Consider the following 23584-nt stretch of genomic DNA (forward strand, 5'->3'; position numbering starts at 1 on the left):
TCCTGCGGCGCGGCACCGGAACTCAGGTGGCGCCGAGCATCCGCATCAGGTTCGGCACCCCGCGCCCCTGCAGGTAGGGATCGCGCGCAAGGTCGGTGCAGTGCGCCAGCAGCAGCTGCTTGACCCGGTCGGGGAAGCCGATGAACTCGCGCCGCACCGACAGGAAACCCGCCAGCAACCCGGCCACGTGCGGGGCGGCCATGCTGGTGCCGCTCATCTCCACCATCCAGCTCGCCGGATCGTCCAGCCGGTAGCCGGCATGCGCCGAGACGATCTTCTCGCCCGGCGCCACCACGTCCGGCTTCTGGCGGCCATCGGCGGTCGGCCCGCGCGAGGAGAAGTACGACACCCCGTAGCTGTGCGGGCTGCTCTTGTGCACCGAACCGACGGCGATGGCTTCCTCCAGGTTGGCCGGATCGCCGATGCTTATGTCCATGTTGGCCGGATAGGCCTCGCCGTCGTACTGCACCAGCCACGCCAGCCCTTCGTTGCCGGCGGCCAGCACCACCACCACGCCCTGCCGCCACAGCCGCCGCAGTTCGTTGCACAGCGGGGTGAAGCCGCAGCCGTAGCTCTCGGCATCAAAGTAGCCGCCCAGGCTCAGGTTGACGCCATGGATTACCAGCTCGCCGGCACGCTCGTTGATCTCGGCCACCTGCTGCACGCCCTTGATGATCCACGAGTCGCGGCCGTTGCCGTCGTCGTCCAGCACCTTGAAGCCATACAGGCGCGCACGCGGTGCGACCGCGGTGAACGCCGCTTCCCGCTCCTGCCCCGGCATCGTCGCCCGGCACTGTCCGGCGATGATGCCGGCCACATGGGTGCCATGGCCGTGGCCATCCATCGTCGAGAACGCATCGCCGTCGCTGCGCAGCACCTGCTGCGGCGGGCCGAGCCGGGTGCAGTCCCACTGTGCCGCCACGGTGTCGCGCTCGCCCGGCACATGGAAATGCGGATGCGAGGCGGCGATGCCGGTGTCCAGTACCGCCCAGCCGATGCCCTCGCCCAGCGCGCCATAGGCCATCTGCGCCGCATCCGCCTGCACCACGCGGCGCGACTGCTCCATCAGCGCGCGCTTGCCGGCGTCGCGCCACAGCCGCCGGAAGCCCAGGGTGCGGTACTCGTCGCGCAGGCTCTCGATCTCGAAACGCGTCAGCCGCGCCGACACGAAGCGCTGCAGCGAATCCTCCAGCTCGATCGCCTCGTCCAGCGCCCTGCCGCGCAGGCCGGTGCCGGCCGCGGCCAGTTCGCGCACGCGGCCCAGCAACGTTTCGCGCAGCGTCGCCATGTCCTGCCCTGCCGGCATCCTTTCCAGCTCGATCAGTACCTCGTGCCGGTAGCCGGCATCGCGGGCCTCGAGCTGGTTGGACAGGTCCTTCAGCACCACCGTGCTGGAGACCGGCTGGTCGAACTGGATGCCCACCGCCTGGCGCACCTCGGCCCGCACCTGCGGGATCGACAGGTAGCCCGAGCCCGAATGCGGGTTGCGCCGCCAGTCGGGATTGAGCCGGTCGCCGGCGATGTTGAGGAAGCGCCCGTCCGCCCCGCGGATGTCGTCGGACAGGTCCGGGTCCAGCGCCACCGGATCGCGCCGCTCGGCCACGTTGACCCAGCGGCGCACGCAGGCCGGGAACGGCAGTTTCTTCTGTCCCGTCCACTTCTTGAACATGCTGCGCACCACCGGCAACCCCAGCGGCGAGCCGATGGTGAGGAACAGCGCCACGTCGCACTCGGCCGCCTGCATCTCGCGCAGCACATCGTAGGCGACCATCGAGCCCTGGCTGTGCGCCACCACCACGAAAGGCCCGCCCCCGGCCCGCAGGCGCTGCAGCAGTGACTCGCGCATCGCCTCGCGGCGCGCCGGCACATAGAAGAAGTCGTGCACGTCCTGCAGCAGCGCTGCCGAAATGAGCTTCAGCAGCACGCGGTTGAGCACGTCGACCGGGCCTTTCGCCTGCGGCCCCAGGCCGGCGGGCGACGCCGCCTGCAGTTCGTCGAGCAGCTGGTGCAGTTGCCCGCGCTCGGCCTCGGACTGCGCCAGGGCGTCGGCCAGGGCATGCAGGTCGCCGGTGCTCGGCATCACCCCCAGCGCCCCCAGCACCCGCTGTTCGGCCTGGTTCAGCGCCGGCCCCTCGTCGCGCCCCTCGCAGCCCCCCGGCTCGGGCGATGGATAGCGCTCGCGGTTGACCCAGTAGGCCATGCGCGTGCGCTCGCCCATGGCCTGCCCGAACAGGGCGTTGTCCCACTGGCAGCGCAGCACCTCGGCCGGCGGCTTGTTGCCGATGCCGTGGATGTACACGACGGTCGTGGCGTTGCCGGTGGCCGTGGCCCGTGCCGCCTTGCCCGGCGCCTTTCCGGCCGCGGCCTTCTTTCCGGCAGCCTTCTTCACCACCTTCGCCGCCGCGCGCGGTGCCGCCCTGGTCCTGGCCGGCGCCTCCCGGCCCTTGCCTTTCCCGCTTTTCGACACAGCCATCGCCCTCTCCCTTCCTGTCTGATGCAACGCATCCGCGCGCTTGCGGCGGACATCGTCGCCGTCTTAAGCCCACCTGAGCCGGTGCCAAGATATCGCTTGTGGCCGCCCACCACCGCCCCTACACTGTGCCGGTCAGCGTTTTACGCTTTCCCCGGGGGTGCACTGGTTTCGACGGGGGTTGTGAAGTCGCTTGGCGCATGCCGAGGGGGTAGCTTTCCTCGTAAATCCAGCTGCAAAACTCATAGTTGCCAACGACGACAACTACGCTCTCGCCGCTTAAGGCGTAGCCCCGAACCCACTTGTGCCCGTGCTCGTGGATGTAGGGTCATTATCACGGAACCGGCTGTGACGGCTGCCTGTCAGTCATGGCTTAACCCAAACAGGCTGGTCCTGGGGTGCGCTTTGCACACCGTGCTGCCACAGGGCGAGATTCAACGGTGAGCTAAGCATGTAGTGCCGGGGATGGAGTGCCTTCGGACGGCGGTTCAATTCCGCCCACCTCCACCATTACCGCTCCGGGCTTCGGCCCGCAGCACAAAGAATCCCGCAGCGATGCGGGTTTTTTGTTGGCTGCGATCCCCTGCCCGGCCCAAACTGCCGCGAGCCGCCGCGACCTCTGCGGGTTCCCGCGCTGATCCGCTAGAGTAAGGCGATGACCAAGAACACCATTCCGGGCGGCCTGCTGATTGCCATCGAAGGCATCGACGGGGCCGGCAAGACCACGCTGGCCAACGGCCTTGCGACCCTTCTGCAGCAGGCGGGCGCCCAGGTGTCGCTGAGCAAGGAGCCGACCAGCGGCCCCTGGGGCATGAAGCTGCGCGAATCGGCCACCACCGGTCGCCTGGACCCGGAGCAGGAAGTGGACTACCTGATCCGAGACCGCCGCCAGCACGTGCAGGAAGTGATCGCCCCGGCGCTGGCGCAGGGCGGCGTGGTCATCCTCGATCGCTATTTCCCTTCGATGGTGGCCTACCAGGGCGCCGCCGGCCTGCCGCCGGACCAGCTGCTGGCCGCCAACGATTTCGCTCCGCGGCCGGACGTGCTGCTGCTGCTCGACCTGCCGCCGGCCACCGGTCTGGCCCGCATCCGCAAGCGCGGCGACGCGCCGAACCACTTCGAGACGGAACAGAACCTGCAACGCTGCCGCGAGATCTTCCTGGAGCTGGATATCCCGGCCAAGCAGGTGATCGATGCCAGCCAGCCGGCCGATGCCGTGCTGGAACAGGCACACGCCGCGATACGGGCCGAGCTGAACCGGCGGCTGGCCGGCGACGACAACCTGGACAGCGAGGCGGTGCGCAGCCTGCAGCGACTGGCCGCCAGTACGGCCAGCTGAATTCCGGACCCCGCCCAGGCGGGGTTTTTCATGCCGGCATCGGTTGCGTCGGGCCGGTGGCGACCTTTCCTGCCGCCGGTCGCTTGGCAACCACCCTGCTGCCGGGCGACGGGCAACGGCTCGCCCCAGGCCATGCATGCCCGGCCACGGCACAGGCCTTCCGGTGGCACGCTCTGCCTGGAGCGGCCTGCCGCCGAAGCGGGCCGGCCCCGGGAGCGGCGCGTGCGGCCGGGCCATCTCAATGGAAGTCGCGGCTGCGGATATCCAGGCTTCCCAGCAGTGGCGTCAGGTCGTGCAGGCGTCGGGCGATCAGGTGGCGCACGCCGTTCTCCGACTCCAGCCGCCCGTCCACCCGCATCAGTCGCGCTTCCAGGAACACCGGGCGCTGGCGTTCGGCCAGCTGCCGCCATACCACCACGTTGACCATCCCGTGTTCGTCCTCGAGGGTGACGAAGGTGACGCCGCTGGCGGTCTGCGGGCGTTGCCGTCCGGTGACCAGGCCGGCCACGGCGACCAGGCTGCCGGAGGCGAGCGCGGCCAGGTCGCGGGAACTGTGGCAGCGCTGCGCCTGCAGCTGCCGGCGCAACCGCGACAGCGGATGCCGTTCCAGCGTGGTGCCGAGCAGCGCGTAGTCGGCGCGCAGGTCCTCGCCGGGCGTGGGCATCGGCAGCGCCACCTGCGCTTCGGCCGTGGCCGGATGGCCGTCGAACAATGGCCGCTGCGCCTCGACCCCGGCAATCGCCCAGCGTGCGCGGTGGCGGTGGCCGGCCAGTCCACGCAGCGCGCCGGCATCGGCCAGCAGCGCCTGCGATCGCGGGTCCAGCCTGGCACGGCCGCACAGGTCGGCCACGTCGGCGAACGCTTCCACCGCTCTCGCCCGTTCGATGCGCACGGCCTCCTCCGCATTGAACCCGCGGACCATGCGCAGGCCCAGGCGGATGGCCAGGCGGTCGCCGCGCTCGGATTCGAGGGTGCAGTCCCAGCAGCTGTGGCGCACGTCCACCGGACGGGTGGCCACGCCATGCCGGCGCGCATCCTGCAGCAGCTGGTCGGCGCTGTAGAAGCCCATCGGCTGGCTGTTGATCAGCGCGCAGGCGAACTCGGCCGGGTGATGGCATTTGAGCCAGCTGCTGGCGTAGGCGATCAACGCGAAACTGGCGGCGTGGCTCTCCGGGAAACCGTAATCGCCGAAGCCCTTGATCTGCTCGAAGATGCGCTCGGCGAATTCCAGCGGGTAGCCACGTTCGAGCATGCCGCCGATGAGCCGCTCGCGGTGGTGTTCCAGCCCGCCATGGCGTTTCCATGCGGCCATCGAGCGCCGCAGCTGGTCGGCCTGGCTGGCGTCGTAGCCGGCGGCGACCATCGCGATCTGCATCACCTGTTCCTGGAACAGCGGCACGCCCAGCGTGCGCTCCAGCACTTTCTCCAGCGCCGCGGAGGGATAGGCCACGTCCTCTTTTCCCTCGCGGCGGCGCAGGTAGGGGTGCACCATGTCGCCCTGGATCGGCCCGGGGCGCACGATCGCCACCTCGATCACCAGGTCGTAGAAGGTCGCCGGCTTCAGCCGCGGCAGCATCGCCATCTGCGCGCGCGATTCGATCTGGAACACGCCGATGGTGTCGGCGCGGGCGATCATGTCGTAGGTCTCCTTGTCGCCTGCCGGAATCGTGGCCAGCGTGTATTCCAGCCCGCGGTGGCGGTGGATCAGGTCGAACGCCCGCCGCACCGCGGTGAGCATGCCCAGCGCCAGCACGTCCACCTTGAGCAGCCCCAGCGCCTCCAGGTCGTCCTTGTCCCACTGGATCACCGTGCGCTGCTCCATCGCCGCGTTCTCCACCGGCACCATGGTGTGCAGGGGGCGCTCGGAAATGACGAAGCCGCCGGGGTGCTGCGACAGGTAATGCGGGAAATTCACCAGTTCCCCGGCCAGCACCACGATCCGCCGCAGCAGCGGGCTGTCCGGGTCGAAGCCCTGCTCGCGCAGGCGCGCGGCCGAAGGCATCTCGTCGCTCCAGTGGCCGACCGTGGCGGTAAGCCGGGCGATGGCATCCTGCGGCAGGCCAAGTACCCGCGCCACGTCGCGCAGCGCCCCGCGGCTGCCGTACAGCGTGGCCACGGCCGCCAGCGCGGCGCGTTCGCGGCCGTAGCGGGCGAACACGTACTGGATCACCTCCTCGCGGCGTTCGTGCTCGAAATCGACGTCGATGTCGGGCGGCTCGTCGCGGTCGGCGGAAATGAAGCGTTCGAACAGCAGGTTGCTGCGGCGGGGATCCAGCTCGGTGATGCCCAGTGCGAAGCACACCACCGAGTTGGCCGCCGAGCCGCGCCCCTGGCACAGGATGCCGCGGCTGCGTGCATACGTGACCAGATCGTGCACGGTCAGGAAATACGACTCGTAGCGCTTGCCTGCGATCAACGCCAGTTCCTTGTCGATCAACGCCTGCGCGGCGGCCGGCGTGCCCTCCGGCCAGCGGCTTGCGGCGCCCTGCTCCACCAGCCGCGCCAGCCAGCTGCGTGGCGTATGCCCGGCCGGCACCAGTTCGTGCGGATACTGGTAGTCGATGGCGGCCTTGAGGTCGAAACCCGCGCAGCGCCCGGCGATGCGCAGCGTCTCGGCCAGCAGCGCCGGCGGGTACAGTTCGCGCAGCGCCGGCAAGGGCCGCAGGTGGCGCTCGCCGTTGGCGAACAGCAGGTGTCCGGCCTCGGCCACCGTGGTGCGGTGGCGGATGGCGGTCATCGCATCCTGCAGGGCACGGCGGCCACGGGCATGCATGTGCACGTCGCCGCTGGCCACCAGCGGCAGTTCCAGCGCCGCGGCCAGCGCCTGCAGCCGCGCCAGCCGGGCCGCATCGTCGGCGCCGCGGTGCAGCTCGACCGCGATCCACGCACGCCCGGCGAACCGCTCCTTCAGCCATTGCCCCTGGCATGCGTCGCTGTCCGGGTCCGGCAGCCACAACGCCAGCAGGCCCGGTATCGGCGCATCGAAATCCTCGCCCAGCAGCCGGTATTCGCCCTTGGCCGCGCGCCGCCGGGCCCGGGTGATCAGCCGGCACAGGGCCTGGTAGCCGTGCACGTCCTCGACCAGCAGCACCAGCTTCGGCCCATGCTCCACCCGCATCTCGCTGCCGACGATCAGCGCCAGGCCGGTGTCCCTGGCCGCCTGCCAGGCGCGCACGATGCCGGCCAGGGTGCATTCGTCGGTGATCGCCAGCGCCCGGTAGCCATGCCGGGCGGCGCGCCGGAACAGTTCCGGCGCGGTGGACGCGCCGCGCTGGAAGCTGAAGGCGGACAGGCAGTGCAGTTCGGCGTAGCCCGCGCTCATGCGAACCACCCGTGCAGCATGAAGCCGCCCTCGCCGCCCACTTCGCGCCAGGCCCAGGCCTGCTGGCCGAACTGCGTGCCCACCCGGTAGTAATCGCGGCGCAGGTCGGCACCGTCCCACCAGCCGCTCTCGATCCGCTCGGGACCTTCCAGGATGCGCGGTGCGGCGCCCGGCCAGGGTACCGGCGCGGGCAGCAACCAGCCCGGCCTGGCCCCGCCGGCAACCGCGATGGGGGCACGCTTCCCCGCATCGCTCTCGTTGCGCCAGGCCTGCTCCGGGCGATGGTCGGCATGCGTGCGCAGGCCGTGCACGGCCTGTTCGCCCAGGCGCGCGCGCAGGCGTTCGCGCAGTTGCTCCCACGGCATGCTCTGCTGCGGTCGCTGCTCGAACAGTTCGCGGTGCGCCGGCACGAACGCCGGCAACTGGTCGGCATGCAGGCACAGCGCCCGCACCGGTGCCGGCAGCTGCGCCTGCTCCAGCCGGCTGCGGGCGATCTCGAACAGCAGTGCCGGGTCGCGCTCGGCGGCAAGCAGGCCGATCGTCACCGTGGTGGCGGCGCAGTCCTCGTGCTCCAGCCGCAACGCGAAGCGCTGCACGCTGCCGTCGCGGCCGGCCAGGAACGCGGCCAGGTCGGCCACCAGCCGCCGCAGCGGGAACAGCAGGGCCTGCGAGGACTCGACCTCGTAGCCGAGCTCGATCCGCTGTTCGAATACCTCCGGCGGCCGGTACGGGCGCAACGGGAAGGGCCGTTCGCCCAGCAATGCGTCCAGGTGCTGCAGCACCTGCGGCGGGAAGCGCCGGGCGATGCCCTCGCGCGGCAATGCCAGCAGCTGCCGCAGCGTGCGCAGGCCCATGCGCGCGAAGGCGCCGGCGACGTCGGCGGCGAACCCGGCCCGCGCCACCGGCAGCGCCGCCAGCGCCTGCCGCAGCTCGCGGTCGCCGACGGCCAGCCCGTCGTGCCGGTTGGCCAGCGCCCGCGCGGCGACCGGATTGGGCGCCAGCACGATGCGGTGGCGGAAGCCCAGTTCCGACAGTTCCGCGCGCAGGCGCGCCTCGAACCGCGGCCACGGCCCGAACAGGCCCAGGCTGCCCTCGATCTCGACGATCAACGCCTGCGCATACTGCAGGCTGACCTGCGAACTGAAGCGATAGGCCCAGGCCGCCAGCAGCGCGTGCCAGCGTGCCTCGTCGGCCGGCTCGTGGTGGCTGCACTCGAATCCGCGTGCCAGCGCCTGCGCCGCGGTGAGCGACAGTCCCGGCTTCAGCCCCAGCGCCGCGGCGGCGGGATTGACCGCATGCAACACCCGCCGCTGCGCCGGGCCGGCGAGCAGCACCCGCGGCGCAGCGGGGTCGGCGCAGCCGCGCAGCACGCCGTCCAGCGCCAGATGCGGCAACAGGATGCAGGCCCAGCGCATGCCGCCCTCATCGCACCGCGGCGAACGGGATCGGGCGTGTCGGGGCCATGCCGCCCCGGCACTTGAGTACCCGCAGCTGCGCGGGACGGACATCGATGGCGATGCGCAACGCCGCCGGCGAAGGGTTGCGTGCCGCCTGCAGCGGCCGGCAGGCGAACCCCAGGGTCTGCCCGGACTCGGCCGCCACCTGCAACCGCCGCAATGCCCGGTCGTCGGCCAGCTGCGGCCAGCACAGCACCGCACCGCAGCTGCCCGAACGCAGGCATTGCTCGCTGGCCCACAACGCATCGCGCAGCTGCGGGGCCTGCACCACCTGCAGCTGGCGCAGATCGATGCCGGCGGCCTGCCAGGCCGGGGCATAGGGAATGTAGGGCGGCGCCACCAGCACCACCCGCTCGCCGGCCTGCGACAGCCGCGCCAGCGAGGGCCACAGCAGCCGCAGTTCGCCGACACCATCGGCCGGCTGCAGCACCTCGGTCAGCGCCGCTTCCGGCCAGCCACCGCTGGGCAGGACCGCATCCAGCAACGCGTGGCCGCTGGGCTGGCCGCTGGCCGGCAGCGGCGCTGGCCGCCCGCGCCAGACCCGGCGTTCGTGCAGCAGCGTATCGAGGGCGACCACCGCGCCCATCAGCCGCGCCGCACCAGCCCGCAGAACACGCCTTCGATGGCGAAATCCTGGCCCGGCTGCACCTCGATCGGCGCATAGGCGGGATTGCGCGACAGCAGCCGCAACGCATCGGCCGAATGCGACAGCCGCTTGATGGTCAGCTCGCCGTCCAGCCGCGCCACCACCGTCTGCCCGTCGCGGGCCTCGGGCGTGCGTCGTACCCCGACCAGGTCGCCCTCGAGGATGCCGTCCCCGATCATCGAATCGCCCTGCACCCGCAGCAGGTAATCCGGCCGGGCCGAAAACAGCCGCGCATCCAGCGCCAGCGTGTCGACCAGCCCGGCATCGGCGCCGATCGGCACGCCGGCCGCCACCCGCCCCAGCACCGGCACCTGCAGCAGGTCGCCACGGGGCCGCAATCCGGCCGGCCGGATGCCGCGGGCCTGGCCGGCGGCAACCTCGATCAGCCCGGCCCCGGCCAGCGCCAGCACGTGCTTGCGGGCCGCCCCGCGCGAGGCAAGCCCGCAGGCATCGGCGATCTCGGCCAGAGTCGGCGGCTGGCCGTGACCGGCCACCCGGTCGCGGATGAAATCGAGGATGGCGGCACGCCGGGGGCTCAGTTCGCTCATGGAGTACATTTGTACTCTTTTCCGGCGAAACCGGCCATCCCCCATCCGCATTCCCTTTCGCCATTGCAGCAATGCGTCAAGAACCGCCGCGCCGCCCCCTGCTATGGTCCGCCCTGCACCCGAGCCTCCTTGCCCGCCGCAACCAGGCAATGCCCCTGACATCCCATGAGCCGCGGAGCGTCCCGCTCCGCACCATCGCCCCGGTCACCGCCATTGCCCTGGCGGTGTTCGCCGCATGGCGATGGTGGGGGGCCGGCGATGCCACCGGCGCCCTGCTGGCCGTGCTGTGCGCCCTGCCGGCCATCGCTTCGGTCCTGCTGCTGGAGTACTACCGGCGCCACCTGCCGATGGCCGGCCTGCTGCTCTGCGCCGCCAATGCGCTGGGCAGCCTGCTGGCCGCCTGGCGCCTCGGCAGCGATGGGCTGGCGTGGTCCTACCTGGCGCTGATGGCCAACTTCTTCATCGTCCGCAGCGGCGTGGCGATCCCGGCCAACCTGCTGCTGGCGCTGGGCCTGCTGGCGATGCCGGGGCTGCTGCTGGGCGAACCGCCGCGCGTCTCGGCCATCCTGGTGATCGTGCTGATCCTGGGTTTCGGCCATCGCTTCTTCACGCGCCTGCAGGACGACCGCACGCACATGGAGGCCCTGGCCTCGCTGGACGCCCTGACCGGCCTGCCCAACCGGCGCCTGCTGGAAGACACCCTGACCCGCCTGATCGCCGACCCGCGCAGCCGGCGCCGCCAGCACGCCCTGATCGTGCTCGACATCGATCGTTTCAAGGAAGTGAACGACCTGTACGGGCACCGCGCCGGCGACATCGCCCTGTCCGACCTGGCGACGATCCTGCGCTTCGAACTGCGCGGGCAGGACCAGGTCTTCCGCTTCGGCGGCGAGGAGTTCGTGGTGCTGGTGCACGCGCCGACCCGCGATGCGCTGGAAGGCGTCACCGAGCGCCTGCGCAAGGCCGTCTACCAGTCCCTGCGCGGCCCCGGCGGCCGCATCACCGTATCGCTGGGCGGCGCGATGTACACCGGTGAGCCGCACTGGCAGGACTGGTTCTCGCGCGCCGACACCGCGCTGTACCTGGCCAAGGGCGCCGGCCACAACAACTACGTCATCGCCGACGACCTGGACTGAGGCGCCGCTATGGCGCCTGCGCGACCGTGGCGACCGGCGTGCCCTGGCCCCATCCGCCCAACGCCTTGTAGATGGCGACGACGCCGATGTTCACCGCGGCCTCGGCCTCGGCCAGCGCGTCCTCCGCCGCCAGCCGGCTGCGCTGCGCGTCGAGCAGGGTCAGGAAATCGCCGCCGCCTTCGCGGTAGTGGATCTGCGCCAGCGCCTCGGCCCGTTGCGCCGCCTGCACCTGTTCGGCCAGCAGCCCCAGCCGCGCCTGCTGCCGGGCATAGCCGGTCAGTGCATTGCCGGTCTCCTCCAGCGCCAGCAGCACCGTCTTCTCGTACTCGGCCGCGGCACCGTCGGCCTGCGCCTCGCTGGCGCGCAGGCGCGCACGCACGCTGCCGATGTCGAAGGCCGCCCAGCTGATCGACGGCGTCAGCGACCAGGCCTTGCTGCTTCCCTGCAGCAGCGAGCCGGCATCGCCGGACAGGAAGCCGACGAAGCCGCTCAGGCTGATGCGCGGGAACAGCTCGGCGGTGGCGACCCCGATCCGCGCGGTGGCCGCGGCCAGCCGACGCTCGGCCAGGCGCACGTCCGGACGCTGGCGCAGCAGCTGGGTGGTATCGCCCAGCGGCAGTTCCCGCGCATAGGCCGGCAGCGGTCGTGGCGCCAGCCGTTCCTCCAACGCGCCCGGGCGCACTCCCAGCAGCACCGCCAGGCGGTGCTGGGCCTGCAGTTCCGCCGCCTGCAGCAACGGCACTCCGGCCTCGACCGATTTCAGCCGCGCGCGGTTGCCCTGCACGTCCAGTTCGGTACCCGCGCCCAGCTGCCAGCGGGCCTCGGCCAGGCGCTGGGTATCGCCCAGGTTGACCAGGGTCTGCTGCGCCACCGCGATCCGCTGTTGCAGGCCGCGCAGTTCGAAATAGTGGCGCGCCACTTCCGCGGCCACCGTCACCTGCGCGTCGGCCAGCCCGGCCTGCTCCGCCTCCAGCTCGGCATGGGCGGCCTCGGCCGCACGCCGCTGGCGTCCGAACAGGTCCAGTTCCCAGCCGGCATCGAACCCCAGGCTGTAGCTCTCGCTGGTCAGCCGCGCGCCATCGGCCGCCGCCTCCGGTTGCCGGCGGCGGTCGTGGCTGCCGCCGGCGACCACGTGCGGCGCCTGGTCCAGGCGCCGCTCCACGAACACCGCGCGCGCCTGCGCTACCCGCGCCAGCGCGATGCGCAGGTCCAGGTTGGCGTCCAGCGCATCGCCGACCAGCTGTTCCAGCACCGGGTCGTCGAACTGCGACCACCACACCGCCACCGGCGAGGCGCTGCTGAAACCGGTCTCGTCGCTGCCCTGCACGCTCACCGGCGCCTGCACCGGCGCACGGTAGTCCGGCCCGACGCTGGCGCAACCGACCAGCAGCGCCGAGGCCAGCACCGTCATCGCCATCCGGCTCACCATGGCAGCACCTCGCCCAGGTAGGTGAAGCTGCCGCTGGGACCGTCCTGGTCCAGCAATGCCATCGCCACGCTGCTGCGCGCACCCTCGGTGACGTCGATCTCGCCCTCGCCGGCATTCATGTCGGTCTTCACGTAGCCGGGATGGATCATGTTGGCCTTGATCGCACTGTCGCGCAGTTCGTAGGCCAGGTGCAGGGTCCAGGCGTTCAGCGCGCTCTTGGACACGTTGTAGGCCGGCAGCTTGAAGTCGTAGATCGACGAGGACGGATCGGCGTGCAGGGTCAGCGAACCCAGGCAGCTGGACACGTTGACGATGCGGCCGGCCGGCGAGCGCCGCAGCAGCGGCAGGAAGGCCCGGGTCACCTCCACCACCGCGAACAGGTTGGTGTCGAAGGTGTCGCGCCAGACCTGCGCGCTCTGCTGCGAAGGCGCCAGCTGCAGGTCGTCGAGCAGGATGCCGGCGTTGTTGACCAGGATGTCCAGCCGGCCGTGGCGCTGCTCCACCGTGGCCACCGCCGCGGCGATGCTGGCCGCATCCAGCACGTCCAGCTGGATCGCCTCCACCGGCAGTCCTTCGGCCTGCAGCTTCAATGCGCCGGCCACGGCCCGGTCGCGGTTGCGGCCGGCCAGCAGCGTATGCACGCCGGCCTGCGCCAGCTGGCGCACGGTCTCCAGGCCGATGCCGCGGGTGGCGCCGGTGACCAGCGCGATCTTCTGCGTGTTGCTCATGGGTGATTCCTCGTAACGGGGGAAGAAGGGTCAGGCCTGCTGCGGCTGCGCGACGGGCGCATGGGACACCAGCGGCCGGTTGGACAGCTTGCGCAGCGCGACGTAGAACACCGGGGTCAGGAACAGGCCGAACAGGGTCACGCCGAGCATGCCGGCGAACACGGTGATGCCGGTGACCGAGCGCACCTCGGCGCCGGCGCCGGTGGACAGCACCAGCGGCACGGTGCCGGCGATGAACGCCACCGAAGTCATGATGATCGGGCGCAGGCGCAGGCGGCAGGCTTCCAGCGCCGCCTCGACGATGCCCTTGCCGGCCATCTCCAGCTCACGCGCGAACTCGACGATCAGGATCGCGTTCTTGCACGCCAGCCCCATCAGCACCACCAGGCCCACCTGCACGAACACGTTGTTGTCGCCGCCGGTCAGCCAGACGCCCAGCAGCGCCGACAGCAGCGTCATCGGCACGATCAGGATCACCGCCAGCGGCAGCGTCCAGCTTTCGTACAGCGCGGCCAGCACCAGGAACGCCAGCAGCACCGCCAGCGGGAACACGATGAACGCGGCCTTGCCCTGGGTGGCCTGCTGGTAGCTCAGGTCGGTCCATTCGATCGCCATGCCGTTGGGCAGGATCTGCGATGCAAGCTCGGTCACCTTGGCCATGCCCTGCGAGGACGACATGACCCGCGGATCGACGTCGCCGGCCAGGTCCGCGGCGGGATAGCCGTTGTAGCGCAGCACCGGGTCCGGGCCATAGGTGCGGCGGATGTTGACCATCGAGCCGATCGGCACCATCTCGCCGCGGTCGTTGCGGGTCCGCAGGTTGGCGATGTCCTCCACGTCGTCGCGGAACGACGCATCGGCCTGCGCGATCACCTGCCAGGTACGGCCGAAGCGGTTGAAGTCGTTGACGTAGGCCGAGCCGAGGTAGGTCTGCAAGGTTTCGAACAGCTCGGTCAGCGGCACGCCCTGGGCCTTGGCCTTGACCCGGTCCACCTCGGCGTCGAACTGCGGCACGTTGGCCTGGTAGGTGGTGTTGGCGAACCCCATGCCCGGGGTCTGCATCAACGCGCCCTGCATGGCACTGGTCGCGTCCTGCAGCGCGCCGAAGCCGAGGTTGCCGCGATCCTCGATGAACAGCTGGTAGCCGGCGCCATTGCCCAGGCCCAGGATCGGCGGCGGCATCACCGAGAAGGTGAAGCCTTCCTGCAGGCCGGCGATCTTCTGGTTGATCTCGGCGTTGATCTCCAGCGCGCTGCGCTTGCGCTCGCCGAACGGCTTCAGCGGCAGGAACACCACGCCGGTGTTGGGCGTGTTGGTGAACTGCACCGCATTGAGCCCGGGGAAGGCGATCGAATGGGCCACGCCCTCGGTCTCCATCGCGATCTCGCTGACCTTGCGCAGCAGCGTGTCGGTGCGCGAGATCGAGGATCCTTCGGGAAGCTTGACGCCGGCGACCAGGTACAGCTTGTCCTGGATCGGGATGAAGCCCGGCGGCACCGCCCTGAACATCAACCCGGTGGCCAGCAACAGCACCGCATACACCGCGAACACCGCGCCGCGCTTGCCCAGCACCCGCGACACCGCTCCCTGGTACCTGTCGGAGCTGGCCGCGAAGAAGCGGTTGAACGGCCGGAACACCCAGCCGAACAGCTTGTCGATCAGGCGCGTGGGGCCATCCTTCGGCGCGCCGTGGGGCTTGAGCAGGCGCGCGGCCAGCGCCGGCGACAGGGTTAGCGAGTTGATCGCCGAGATCACCGTGGAGATGGCGATGGTGACGGCGAACTGCTTGTAGAACTGCCCGGTCACGCCGGTCAGGAACGCCATCGGCACGAATACCGCGCACAGCACCAGCGCGATGGCGATGATCGGGCCGGACACCTCGCGCATCGCCTGGTGCGCGGCGGCCATCGGCGACAGGCCTTCCTCGATGTTGCGCTCGACGTTCTCGACCACCACGATCGCATCGTCCACGACGATGCCGATCGCCAGCACCAGGCCGAACAGGCTCAGCGTATTGATCGAGAAACCGAGCAGGTACAGCGCGGCGAAGGTGCCGACGATCGATACCGGCACCGCGATCAGCGGGATGATCGACGCGCGCCAGGTCTGCAGGAACAGGATCACCACCAGCACCACCAGCACGACGGCTTCCAGCAGGGTGGTCACCACCGCCTTGATCGAGTCGCGCACGAAGATCGTGGTGTCGTAGACCGCCTCGTACTCCACGCCTTCCGGGAAGCGCTGCGAGAGCTCGTCCATGGTGGAGATCACGCCCTTCTGGATGTCCAGCGCGTTGGCGCCGGGCGCCTGGAAGATGCCGATGCCGACCGCGTCGTTGCCGTCCAGCTGCGAACGCAGCGTGTAGTCGCCGGCGCCCAGTTCCAGCCGCGCGACGTCGGACAGCCGCACGATCTCGCCGCCGGCGCCGCTCTTGATCACGATGTCGCCGAACTCCTGTTCGGTCTCCAGGCGGCCGCGGGCGTTGATCAGGGTCAGGAAGTTGCTGTCCGGCATCGGCTCGGCGCCGATCTGCCCGGCCGAGACCTGCACGTTCTGCTCGCGCATCGCGCGCAGCACGTCGCCGGCGGTGAGCCCGCGCGAGGCGATCCTGTCCGGGTCGAGCCAGGCGCGCATCGCGTAATCGCCGCCGCCGAAGACCTGCGCATCGCCGACGCCGGACAGGCGCGCGAGCGCGTCCTTGACGTGCAGGCGCGCGTAGTTGCGCAGATACAGCGTGTCGTACTTGCCGCCCGGCGAGGTCAGGTGCACCACCATCAGGAACACCGGCGACTGCTTCTGCGTGGTCACGCCCTGCCGGCGCACGTCCTCCGGCAGCCGCGCCAGCGCCTGGCTGACCCGGTTCTGCACGCGCACCGTGGCGTCGTCGGGGTCGGTGCCGGGCTGGAAGGTGACCGTCATCTGTAGCACGCCGTCGGAACCGGCGACCGACTTGAGGTACATCATGTCCTCCACGCCGTTGATCGCTTCCTCCAACGGCGTGGCGACGGTCTCGGCGATCACCTTGGGATTGGCGCCCGGGTAGACCGTGCGCACCATCACCGAGGGCGGCACTACTTCCGGGTATTCGCCGATCGGCAACAGCGGGATCGCGATCAGGCCGGCGGCGAAGATGACGATCGACAGCACCGCGGCGAAGATCGGGCGATCGATGAAGAATCTGGAGAAGTCCATGGGTGGATTTCCTGGAATTGAAAAAGCAAAGGGTTTGCCCCCTGTCCCGCATGGGACGAGGGAGAGGCATGGCCACGCTGGCGTTGGAATATGCGGCGCCGATCGCCGCATGCGCTTCCCGCCGTCATTCCCGCGAAGAGCCCGCCCCGCGCAGCGGGGACGGAAACCCGGCGACGTCCGCAACGACCGCACGCAAGTCACCGGGTCCCTGCCTGCGCAGGGGCGACGCGGCTTATTTCATGCCGACGACCTGCGCCACCGCATCGGTGCTGCGCCCATCCATCGCCACCGGCTTGGCGTCGACCGGCATGCCCGGCATGAACACCTTCTGCACGCCATCGACGATCACCTTGTCGCCGGGCTCCAGGCCCTGCTCGACGATGCGCAGTCCCTCGGCGCTGCGGCCCAGCTGCACGTCGCGGCGCTGCGCCTTGCCGTCCTTGTCGATGATGTAGACGTACTTGCGGTCCTGATCGGTCAGCACCGACTTGTCGTCGATCAGCAGCGCCTCGAAGCGGCCGCTGCCCAGCAACCGCACCCGCGCGAACAGGCCGGGAGTGAAGCGCCGTTCGCGGTTGTCCAGCAACGCCCGCACGTGGATGGTGCCGGTGCTGCGGGTGACCTGGTTGTCGAGGAAGTCGACCTGTCCGGCGTGCGGATAGCCGTCCTCTCCGACCAGCCCCACCTGCACCGGCAACGACGCATCGCGCTCGCTGGGCCGCTCGCCATTGCGCTCCATCTGCGCATAGCGCAGGAAGGTCGCCTCGTCGGCATCGAAGTACACGTGCACCTTGTCCAGCGACACCAGCGTGGTCAGCACGCTGGCGCCGTCGCCGGCGGTGACCAGGTTGCCGGCGGTGACCTGCGCCCTGCCGGCGCGGCCGTCGATCGGCGCCCGTACCTGGGTGAATTCCAGGTTGAGCCGGGCCGCGTCCACCGCCGCCTGCGCCGCCTGCAGTTCGGCCTGCGCCTGTTCGGCCGCGGCGCGGCGCTGTTCCCAGCTCTCGGTGGAGATCACCTGCTGGTCGGCCAGCTTGCGCGCCCGCGCCGCTTCGCTGCGGCCCAGCTCGGCCTGGGTCCGCGCCCGCGCCAGCTGTGCCTGCGCCTGCGCCAGTTCGGCCCGGTAGCTGCGCGAGTCGATGGTGAACAGCACGTCGCCCTTCTTCACCTCCTGGCCTTCCACATAGTTGACCTTGTCGATGTAGCCGGACACGCGCGGGCGCAGCTGCACGGTTTCCACCGCCTCGACGCGGCCGCTGAATTCGTCCCACTGGCTGACTTCCTTGTGCAGGACCGGTGCCACGCTCACCGAGGGCGGCGGCGGTGCGGCGGTTTCGGCGGCGCTGTTGCTGCAGCCGGCGGCGACCGCGGCCGCCAGCAGGCTGAGGGTCCCCAGCGCGAGGGCCCGGGAACGGAACGGGAAACGGGAAGAGATGTTCATGCAAGCCTCGTGGGAGCGTTGAGTACGTGGAAGAGTCGGTCGAGCGGGAGCGCATGCTGCAAGCTCAACCAAAGTTGAGGTCAAGCGACGGTGTCGGTCTGCCATGGCCAGCGGAGCGAATCGGCGTGCAGCATCCGCGACGGCAACGGCACCGGTTCGCCGCGGTCGTGGACGATGGCCCCGGTCGGCGCGTGCCGGCCCAGCAGCGCCACCGCACGGCGTCCTACCGCCAGCGCGCTCGGCCATCCGGCGCAGGCCTGCCGTGCATTGCCGGGCGTGCAGACCGGGTTGGCCACCTCCAGCAGCTGCACGCGCACGCCCAGCAATTGCGCTTCGTCGTGCAGCACCTGCGCCAGCATCCGGATCGCCGCGGCCGCCACCGAGGCTTCGCCATGCCCGGACCAGGCACGCATCGCGCAGGGGCTGCCGATCAGCACGTAGCGTCCGCCCGGTCCGGACTGCGCCAGCAGCGGCAGCAGCTGCCGGGCCGCGGCCAGGTGCGGCAGCACGTCGCGGTCCAGCCGCCGGCGCAGCCCGGCCAACGGCCGCTCCAGCAGGCGACCGCGCTGCAGTGGACTGCCCAGGCTGGCGATCACCGCGGCCAGCGGTCGCGGCCGCTGCGCCACGCGCGCGGCCAGCGCCGCAGCGGCGCTATCGTCGGCCACCGATCCCGGTACGGTTTCCAGCGCCGGCTCGTCGGCGAACTGCCGGCGCAGCGCGCGCAGGCGGCCCGGATCGCGCCCGGCCACCAGCACCGGACTGCCGGCTTCCAGCAGTGCGGCCACCACGCCCTGGCCGACATTGCCGGCGCCGCCGAGGACCAGAACCTCCGGCTGCAGTGTCCCGCTCATGGGATTTTTGCTCCCTCATCCGGGACAATCGCGATCCGCGCCAGGCGACCGCCGCGATGCAGCCCCAGCCGCATCACGCCGCCGGCCTGCCGCCGCGGCGGCGGGGTGAATTCGCGAAAAGCCGGATATTCCCGGGGAAAAGCCGGATTTCCGGCCGGGATCGAGCGGCCTCTGCAGGGCATGGCCCGCCGCAGCGGGAACTTGAGAATCTGGCGCAGCCACATGGCCGGGCACCTGTCTGTCGGGGGAGGTAGCCAAACTACGCCGCTAACCCGCACTTGATTAGTCCGGATTAAGGGGAATAATCGTCCCGCACCCGGCACAATCGCCGCGCCCCCCCTGTCGCCCCCCCCTCTCTCCGCCTCCGGATCCCGTCATGGCCCACGATCTCAACGACACCCTCATCTTCGTCAAGGTGGTCGAACAAGGCAGCTTCATCGCCGCCGCCAAGGCGCTCGGCCTGCCCAAGACCACCGTCAGCCGCAAAGTGCAGGAACTGGAAACGCGCCTGGGCGCGCGCCTGCTGCACCGGACCACGCGTCGCCTCGGCCTGACCGAGGCCGGCTCGACCTACCACGAACACTGCCAGCGCATCGCGCGCGAACTGGAGGAAGCCGAGAGCGCGGTGAGCCAGCTGCAGTCCGGCCCGCGCGGCTGGCTGCGCTTCACCGTGCCCTACTCCCTCGGCATCACCTGGATCGCACCGCTGCTGGGGCAGTTCAATGCGCTGTACCCGGAGATCCGCCTGGACATGCACCTGGGCAACGAGACGCTGGACCTGATCGCCGGCGAAGCCGACCTGGCCCTGCGCGTGGGCGCGCTGCCCGACTCCAACCTGGTCGCGCGCAAGCTCGGCAGCCTGCGCACGCAGGTGTTCGCCAGCCCCGCCTACATCGAGCGCTACGGCGAACCGCTGCATCCGGACGAACTGCAGTTCCACCGCATCCTGGCCATGCGCAAGAGCTACCACAGCAACAACGGCCGCTTCTTCTGGCAGCTGGGCGAGAACGGCGGCGAGCTGCGCGACTTCCCGGTCACGCCGCTGATGGTGGCCAACGACGTGTCCGCGCTCAACGGCGCGCTGGTCTGCGGCGAAGGCCTGCTGCTGACCGGCGACGTGATGGCCAAGCCCTTCATCGAATCGGGCATGGTGAACCGCGTGCTGGCCGGCTGGACCGGGCCGGAAGTGGATTTCAACGCGGTGTTCGCCGGCGGCCGCCTGGTCTCGCCGAAGGTGCGCGTGTTCGTCGACTTCCTGGTGGACAAACTCAACTTCGACGCCAACTACATGCTCTCGCAGTGCCCGGCGGCGAAGCTGGCCAAGCAGCAGCAAGGCAAGGCCGACGTCGAGGCCGAAACCGTCGCCAAGCGGATACTGGAGACCGCGACCGCGGCGTGACGGCCCGCCGCCGTTGCGCCGGGCCGGACCCGACGCGACCACCCGCCCGGACCAACGCGATGGTTCGGGCAGGAAACGGAAAAGGCCGCCCATGGGGCGGCCTTTTCGTCATCCGGGCAAGCTGCCGGTTACTGGCGCAGCGGGATCACCCGGATCTCGACGCGGCGGTTCTGCGCGCGGCCGGCTTCGGTGCTGTTGTCGGCGATCGGATAGTTCTTGCCGGCGCCCAGCGTCTCGATGCGCTCGCGCTGCACGCCCTGCGCGCTCAGGTAGACCGCCACCGAATCGGCGCGCTCCTTCGACAGGCGATTGTTGACCGCATCGCTGCCGATGCTGTCGGTATGGCCGACCACTTCGATCATGGTCTGGTTGTATTCGGCCAGGGTCGCGGCCACGCCGTTGAGCGCGCCGTAGAACTGCGGCTTCAGCGTCGACTTGTTGAAGTCGAAGGTGATGCCGTCGGGCAGGTTCAGGGTGATGTTGTCGCCCTGGCGCTGCACGTCGATGCCGGTGTTGGCGGTGCGCTCGCGCAGCGCGCGCTCCTGGCGGTCCTGGTAGTTGCCGACGGCGGCGCCGCTGAGCGCGCCGATGCCGGCGCCGATCATCGCGTGCTGGCGGCGCTCGGTGGCGCTGTCGCCGCTGAGCAGGCCGGCGGCGGTGCCGATGGCCGCGCCGATCAGCGCGCCGCGACCGGTGCGGTTCTGCTGCTGGCTCGGGTTGCCGTAGGGATCGCTCTGCACATAGGAACCGCCGGTGGCACAGGCCGACAGGGCCGCCGCGGTCAGCAGCGCCAGGGAAAGATTGCGGGTAGCGGATCGGGACATGGGGTATCTCCTTCGTATGGCCGGGGCCGGCCGGCATGGCGCGGACGAGGGCAAGCATAAACAGGCCGGCGCGATGCGGACATGAGGAAAAAACCGCCGCCACGGCTCCCATTCATATTCCGTGGCGGGCCCGCTGGCCGGGCCCGGGCCGGAGCAGCGCACGGCCACCGCCGGCAGCGGTGGCGGCGCCACCGGCAGCGCGCGGACGAGGCTTATTCGAAGCTGCCCACCGAGTCGTGGGCGAGGTTGTCGAAGCGGGTGTATTCGCCGAAGAACTTGAGCTTGCACGAGCCGGTGGGGCCGCTGCGCTGCTTGCCGATGATGATCTCGGCCAGGCCCTTGTCCGGCGAATTTTCCTTGTTGTAGTAGTCGTCGCGGTAGATGAACACGATCATGTCCGCGTCCTGCTCGATGGCGCCGGATTCGCGCAGGTCGGCCATCACCGGGCGCTTGTCGGTACGCGTTTCCAGCGAGCGGTTGAGCTGCGACAGCGCGATCACCGGCACGTTCAGTTCCTTGGCCAGGCCCTTGAGCGAGCGCGAGATCTCGGAGATTTCCGTCGCCCGGTTCTCGCTGTTGCCCGGCACCGACATCAGCTGCAGGTAGTCGATCACGATCAGGCCCAGGTCGTGCTCGCGCTTGAGCCGGCGCGCCTTGGAGCGCAGCACCTCCGGCGACACGCCCGGAGTGTCGTCGATGAAGATCTTGGTTTCCTTCAGCATGCGGATGGCGCCGGTGACGCGGCTCCAGTCCTCGTCCTCCAGCTGGCCGGTACGCAGGCGCTGGGCGTTGATGCGGCCGTTGGAGGAGATCAGGCGCATCGCCAGCTGCGCGGCCGACATTTCCATCGAGAACACCGCCACCGCCTTCTTCGACTTGATCGCCGCGTATTCGGCGATGTTCAGCGCGAAGGTGGTCTTGCCCATGGCCGGGCGCGCGGCCAGGATCACCAGGTCGGTCGGCTGCAGGCCGGCGGTCATCTGGTCGAAGTCGGTATAGCCGGTCGGCAGGCCGGTGACGTTGCCGCCGTTGTTGAAGCGGTCCTGCAGCAGCGAGAACGCGTCCTTCAGCGCATTGGGCATGCCGACGAAATCGGTGCGCCCGCGCGCGCCCTGCTCGGCGATGGCGAACACCTGCTTCTCCGCCGCCGCCAGCAGTTCCGAGCTGTCGCGCCCTTCCGGCTGGAAGCCGTCGTTGACGATGTCGGTGCCCACCTGGATCAGCTGCCGCAGCACCGCCTTGTCGCGCACGATCTCGGCGTAGGCGGAGATGTTGGCGGCCGACGGCGTGGTGCTGGCCAGTTCGATCAGGTAGGCGCCGTCGCCCACCAGTTCCATCTTGCCCTGCGATTCGAACCATTCGCCCAGGGTGACCGCGTCGAACGGCCGGTCGCGCTCGGACAGCTCGCGGATCGCGCGATAGATCAGCTGGTGGTCGCGCCGGTAGAAGTCGTTCTCGGTGAGCTGCTCGTTGACCTGGTCGAAGGCCTGCGGCGCCAGCATCAGCCCGCCCAGCACCGCCTGTTCGGCCTCCACCGAATGCGGCGGCACGCGCAGCTGGTCGATGCGCTGTTCGCTGCGATCGGAACGATCGCTGCGCTCTGAACGGAAACCGGGACGGGCGGACATGGGGGAACGGCTCGCGGCAGGGGGACGGGGGCAGGAAGGATAGTCAGCGGCGGCCGTCCAGGCCATGCACAACTCTGTGGATAAGCGGTGCGCTGCCGGTGCATGGCCCTCCCTCCGCCGTTGTAGGAGCGACGTCAGTCGCGACAGGGCATTACCGCCAAAGCCCTGTCGCGACTGGCGTCGCTCCTGCAGGGGCCACCAGGCAGGCAGCCTGGGGGAACGCCGTCTCAGCGGCCGCGACCGGCCCGGTCCCGGCGGTCGATCCAGTCGATCAAGCGCTCGACCAAACCCGCAGGCGCGCGCGTGCTTGCGATGGAGGTGGTGTACTGCCGGCCCTGTGCAGTTGTAGGAGCGACGTCAGTCGCGATGGGGCCTTTACCGGTAATGCCCTGTCGCGACTGACGTCGCTCCTACAAGGGGCCCAGGCAGGCAGCCTGGGGGAATGCCGTCCCAGCGGCCGCGACCGGTTCAGCCCTGGCGGCCGATCCAGGCGATGAAGCGGTCGACGAAATCCTGCAGGAACGTACGCGTGCCCTCGTTGGCGACGTTGCCGTCGGCGTCGACCAACCCGTCCTTGAAATGGATGAAGGCCTCCGGTTGCGGCAGCACCGGCATGTCCAGGTAGGACAGGATGTTGCGCAGGTGCTGCTGCGCCAGTGCGGTGCCGATGGCGCCGATGGACGCGCCGATCACCGCCGCCGGCTTGCCGGCGAAGGCGCTGTCGCCATAGGGCCGCGAGCCCAGGTCGATCGCGTTCTTGAGCACGCCGGGCACCGAGCGGTTGTACTCGGGAGTGACGAACAGCACCGCATCGGCCGCGCGCACCTGCGTCTTCAGCCGCACGCCCTGCTCCGGGTAGCTGGCGTCGTTGTCCTGGTTGTAGAGCGGCAGGTCGTCGATCCGTGCGTACTCGAAATCGGCCTTGCCCGCGGCCAGCTTCTCCAGCGCCCGCGCCAGCTGGCGGTTGATGGACTGCTTGCGCAGGCTGCCGACGAAAACGACGATCTTGTACTGGCTCATGGGCGGTCCTCCGTGCGGGAAATCGCAAGCCTAGCTGTGTAAACCCAGGACGTTGTTCAGCGGGAGCTGGAGGCGGCTGATGGGTGGCTGGTAGCCGAGGCTGGCATGAGGTCTGTGCCAGTTGTACTGGTGCAGCCAGCGCGGGAGTGCCAGC

The 23584-nt window shown here is 70.1% G+C and carries 18 protein-coding genes and 1 other RNA gene; 4 read left to right on the forward strand and 15 right to left on the reverse strand.

What is annotated here, in order from left to right; all coding sequences use genetic code 11:
* Nucleotides 1–22 precede the first annotated feature (22 nt).
* On the reverse strand, nt 23–2473 hold the full coding sequence (locus OK345_RS13525; RefSeq protein ID WP_265128506.1) for a S8 family serine peptidase: 2451 nt from the start codon (nt 2471–2473) through the stop codon (nt 23–25).
* 153 nt (nt 2474–2626) lie between these two features.
* Between OK345_RS13525 and ssrA the strand changes: the two genes are divergently transcribed.
* Nucleotides 2627–2980: a transfer-messenger RNA gene (gene ssrA, locus OK345_RS13530) on the forward strand.
* Between the two features lie 145 nt (nt 2981–3125).
* The gene (gene tmk, locus OK345_RS13535; protein WP_265128507.1) at nt 3126–3809 is read left to right on the forward strand and encodes a dTMP kinase; all 684 of its coding nucleotides are present in this window, start codon (nt 3126–3128) and stop codon (nt 3807–3809) included.
* Between the two features lie 238 nt (nt 3810–4047).
* On the opposite strand, the gene OK345_RS13540 is transcribed toward tmk, so the two are convergent.
* The 4 genes from OK345_RS13540 to lexA are packed head-to-tail and all read right to left on the reverse strand — an operon-like array spanning nt 4048 to nt 9782.
* Nucleotides 4048–7131: an error-prone DNA polymerase gene (locus OK345_RS13540; RefSeq protein ID WP_265128508.1), complete on the reverse strand. Its 3084-nt coding sequence runs from the start codon at nt 7129–7131 to the stop codon at nt 4048–4050.
* Nucleotides 7128–8546, reverse strand: a complete 1419-nt coding sequence (locus OK345_RS13545) for a Y-family DNA polymerase (protein ID WP_265128509.1) — start codon at nt 8544–8546, stop codon at nt 7128–7130. The genes OK345_RS13540 and OK345_RS13545 overlap by 4 nt, the downstream gene beginning before the upstream one ends.
* 7 nt (nt 8547–8553) lie before the next feature.
* Entirely contained in the window at nt 8554–9174 is a 621-nt protein-coding gene (imuA, locus tag OK345_RS13550) for a translesion DNA synthesis-associated protein ImuA (protein ID WP_265128510.1), read from the reverse strand.
* Nucleotides 9174–9782, reverse strand: a complete 609-nt coding sequence (gene lexA, locus OK345_RS13555; protein WP_265128511.1) for a transcriptional repressor LexA — start codon at nt 9780–9782, stop codon at nt 9174–9176. The genes imuA and lexA overlap by 1 nt, the downstream gene beginning before the upstream one ends.
* Nucleotides 9783–9931: 149 nt before the next feature.
* Here lexA and OK345_RS13560 point away from each other — a divergent pair, with 149 nt between their 5' ends.
* A complete protein-coding gene (locus OK345_RS13560) occupies nt 9932–10918 on the forward strand; it encodes a GGDEF domain-containing protein (RefSeq protein ID WP_265128512.1) in 987 nt (328 codons plus the stop codon).
* 7 nt (nt 10919–10925) lie between these two features.
* On the opposite strand, the gene OK345_RS13565 is transcribed toward OK345_RS13560, so the two are convergent.
* The 6 genes from OK345_RS13565 to OK345_RS13590 form a co-directional block, all read right to left on the reverse strand.
* Nucleotides 10926–12347, reverse strand: a complete 1422-nt coding sequence (locus OK345_RS13565) for an efflux transporter outer membrane subunit (RefSeq protein WP_265128513.1) — start codon at nt 12345–12347, stop codon at nt 10926–10928.
* Complete coding sequence (locus OK345_RS13570) at nt 12341–13075, reverse strand: SDR family oxidoreductase (protein ID WP_265128514.1); 735 nt, start codon at nt 13073–13075, stop codon at nt 12341–12343. Before OK345_RS13570 ends, OK345_RS13565 begins: the two co-directional genes overlap by 7 nt.
* A gap of 30 nt (nt 13076–13105) precedes the next feature.
* Nucleotides 13106–16267 carry an efflux RND transporter permease subunit gene (locus OK345_RS13575; protein ID WP_265128515.1) on the reverse strand — a complete coding sequence of 1054 codons (3162 nt, stop codon included), beginning with the start codon at nt 16265–16267 and terminating at the stop codon, nt 13106–13108.
* Between the two features lie 232 nt (nt 16268–16499).
* Nucleotides 16500–17708, reverse strand: a complete 1209-nt coding sequence (locus tag OK345_RS13580; protein ID WP_265128516.1) for an efflux RND transporter periplasmic adaptor subunit — start codon at nt 17706–17708, stop codon at nt 16500–16502.
* An 80-nt stretch (nt 17709–17788) separates the two neighbouring features.
* Nucleotides 17789–18559: an SDR family NAD(P)-dependent oxidoreductase gene (locus OK345_RS13585; RefSeq protein WP_265155052.1), complete on the reverse strand. Its 771-nt coding sequence runs from the start codon at nt 18557–18559 to the stop codon at nt 17789–17791.
* Nucleotides 18556–18783 (reverse strand): hypothetical protein, encoded by a 228-nt coding sequence (locus tag OK345_RS13590; RefSeq protein WP_265128517.1) that lies wholly within the window; start codon nt 18781–18783, stop codon nt 18556–18558. The genes OK345_RS13585 and OK345_RS13590 overlap by 4 nt, the downstream gene beginning before the upstream one ends.
* A 152-nt stretch (nt 18784–18935) precedes the next feature.
* Between OK345_RS13590 and OK345_RS13595 the strand changes: the two genes are divergently transcribed.
* Nucleotides 18936–19958, forward strand: coding sequence for a LysR substrate-binding domain-containing protein (locus tag OK345_RS13595; RefSeq protein ID WP_265128518.1), 1023 nt, complete (start codon nt 18936–18938; stop codon nt 19956–19958).
* Between the two features lie 128 nt (nt 19959–20086).
* Here the strand turns inward: OK345_RS13595 and OK345_RS13600 are convergent, their stop codons facing one another.
* From OK345_RS13600 to OK345_RS13615, 4 genes are all read right to left on the reverse strand, one after another.
* Nucleotides 20087–20782: a YiaD family glycine zipper/OmpA-like lipoprotein gene (locus OK345_RS13600; protein WP_265128519.1), complete on the reverse strand. Its 696-nt coding sequence runs from the start codon at nt 20780–20782 to the stop codon at nt 20087–20089.
* A 212-nt stretch (nt 20783–20994) separates the two neighbouring features.
* Entirely contained in the window at nt 20995–22410 is a 1416-nt protein-coding gene (locus OK345_RS13605) for a replicative DNA helicase (protein WP_265128520.1), read from the reverse strand.
* A 468-nt stretch (nt 22411–22878) separates the two neighbouring features.
* Nucleotides 22879–23430 carry an NADPH-dependent FMN reductase gene (locus tag OK345_RS13610; RefSeq protein ID WP_265128521.1) on the reverse strand — a complete coding sequence of 184 codons (552 nt, stop codon included), beginning with the start codon at nt 23428–23430 and terminating at the stop codon, nt 22879–22881.
* A 30-nt stretch (nt 23431–23460) separates the two neighbouring features.
* Nucleotides 23461–23584 (reverse strand): integrase core domain-containing protein (locus tag OK345_RS13615; protein WP_265128530.1); only part of this gene is annotated, 124 nt, incomplete at its 5' end.

Origin of the sequence: Xanthomonas chitinilytica (genome assembly GCF_026107455.2) — a bacterium.
In the GTDB taxonomy this organism is placed as follows: Bacteria; Pseudomonadota; Gammaproteobacteria; order Xanthomonadales; family Xanthomonadaceae; genus Stenotrophomonas; species Stenotrophomonas chitinilytica.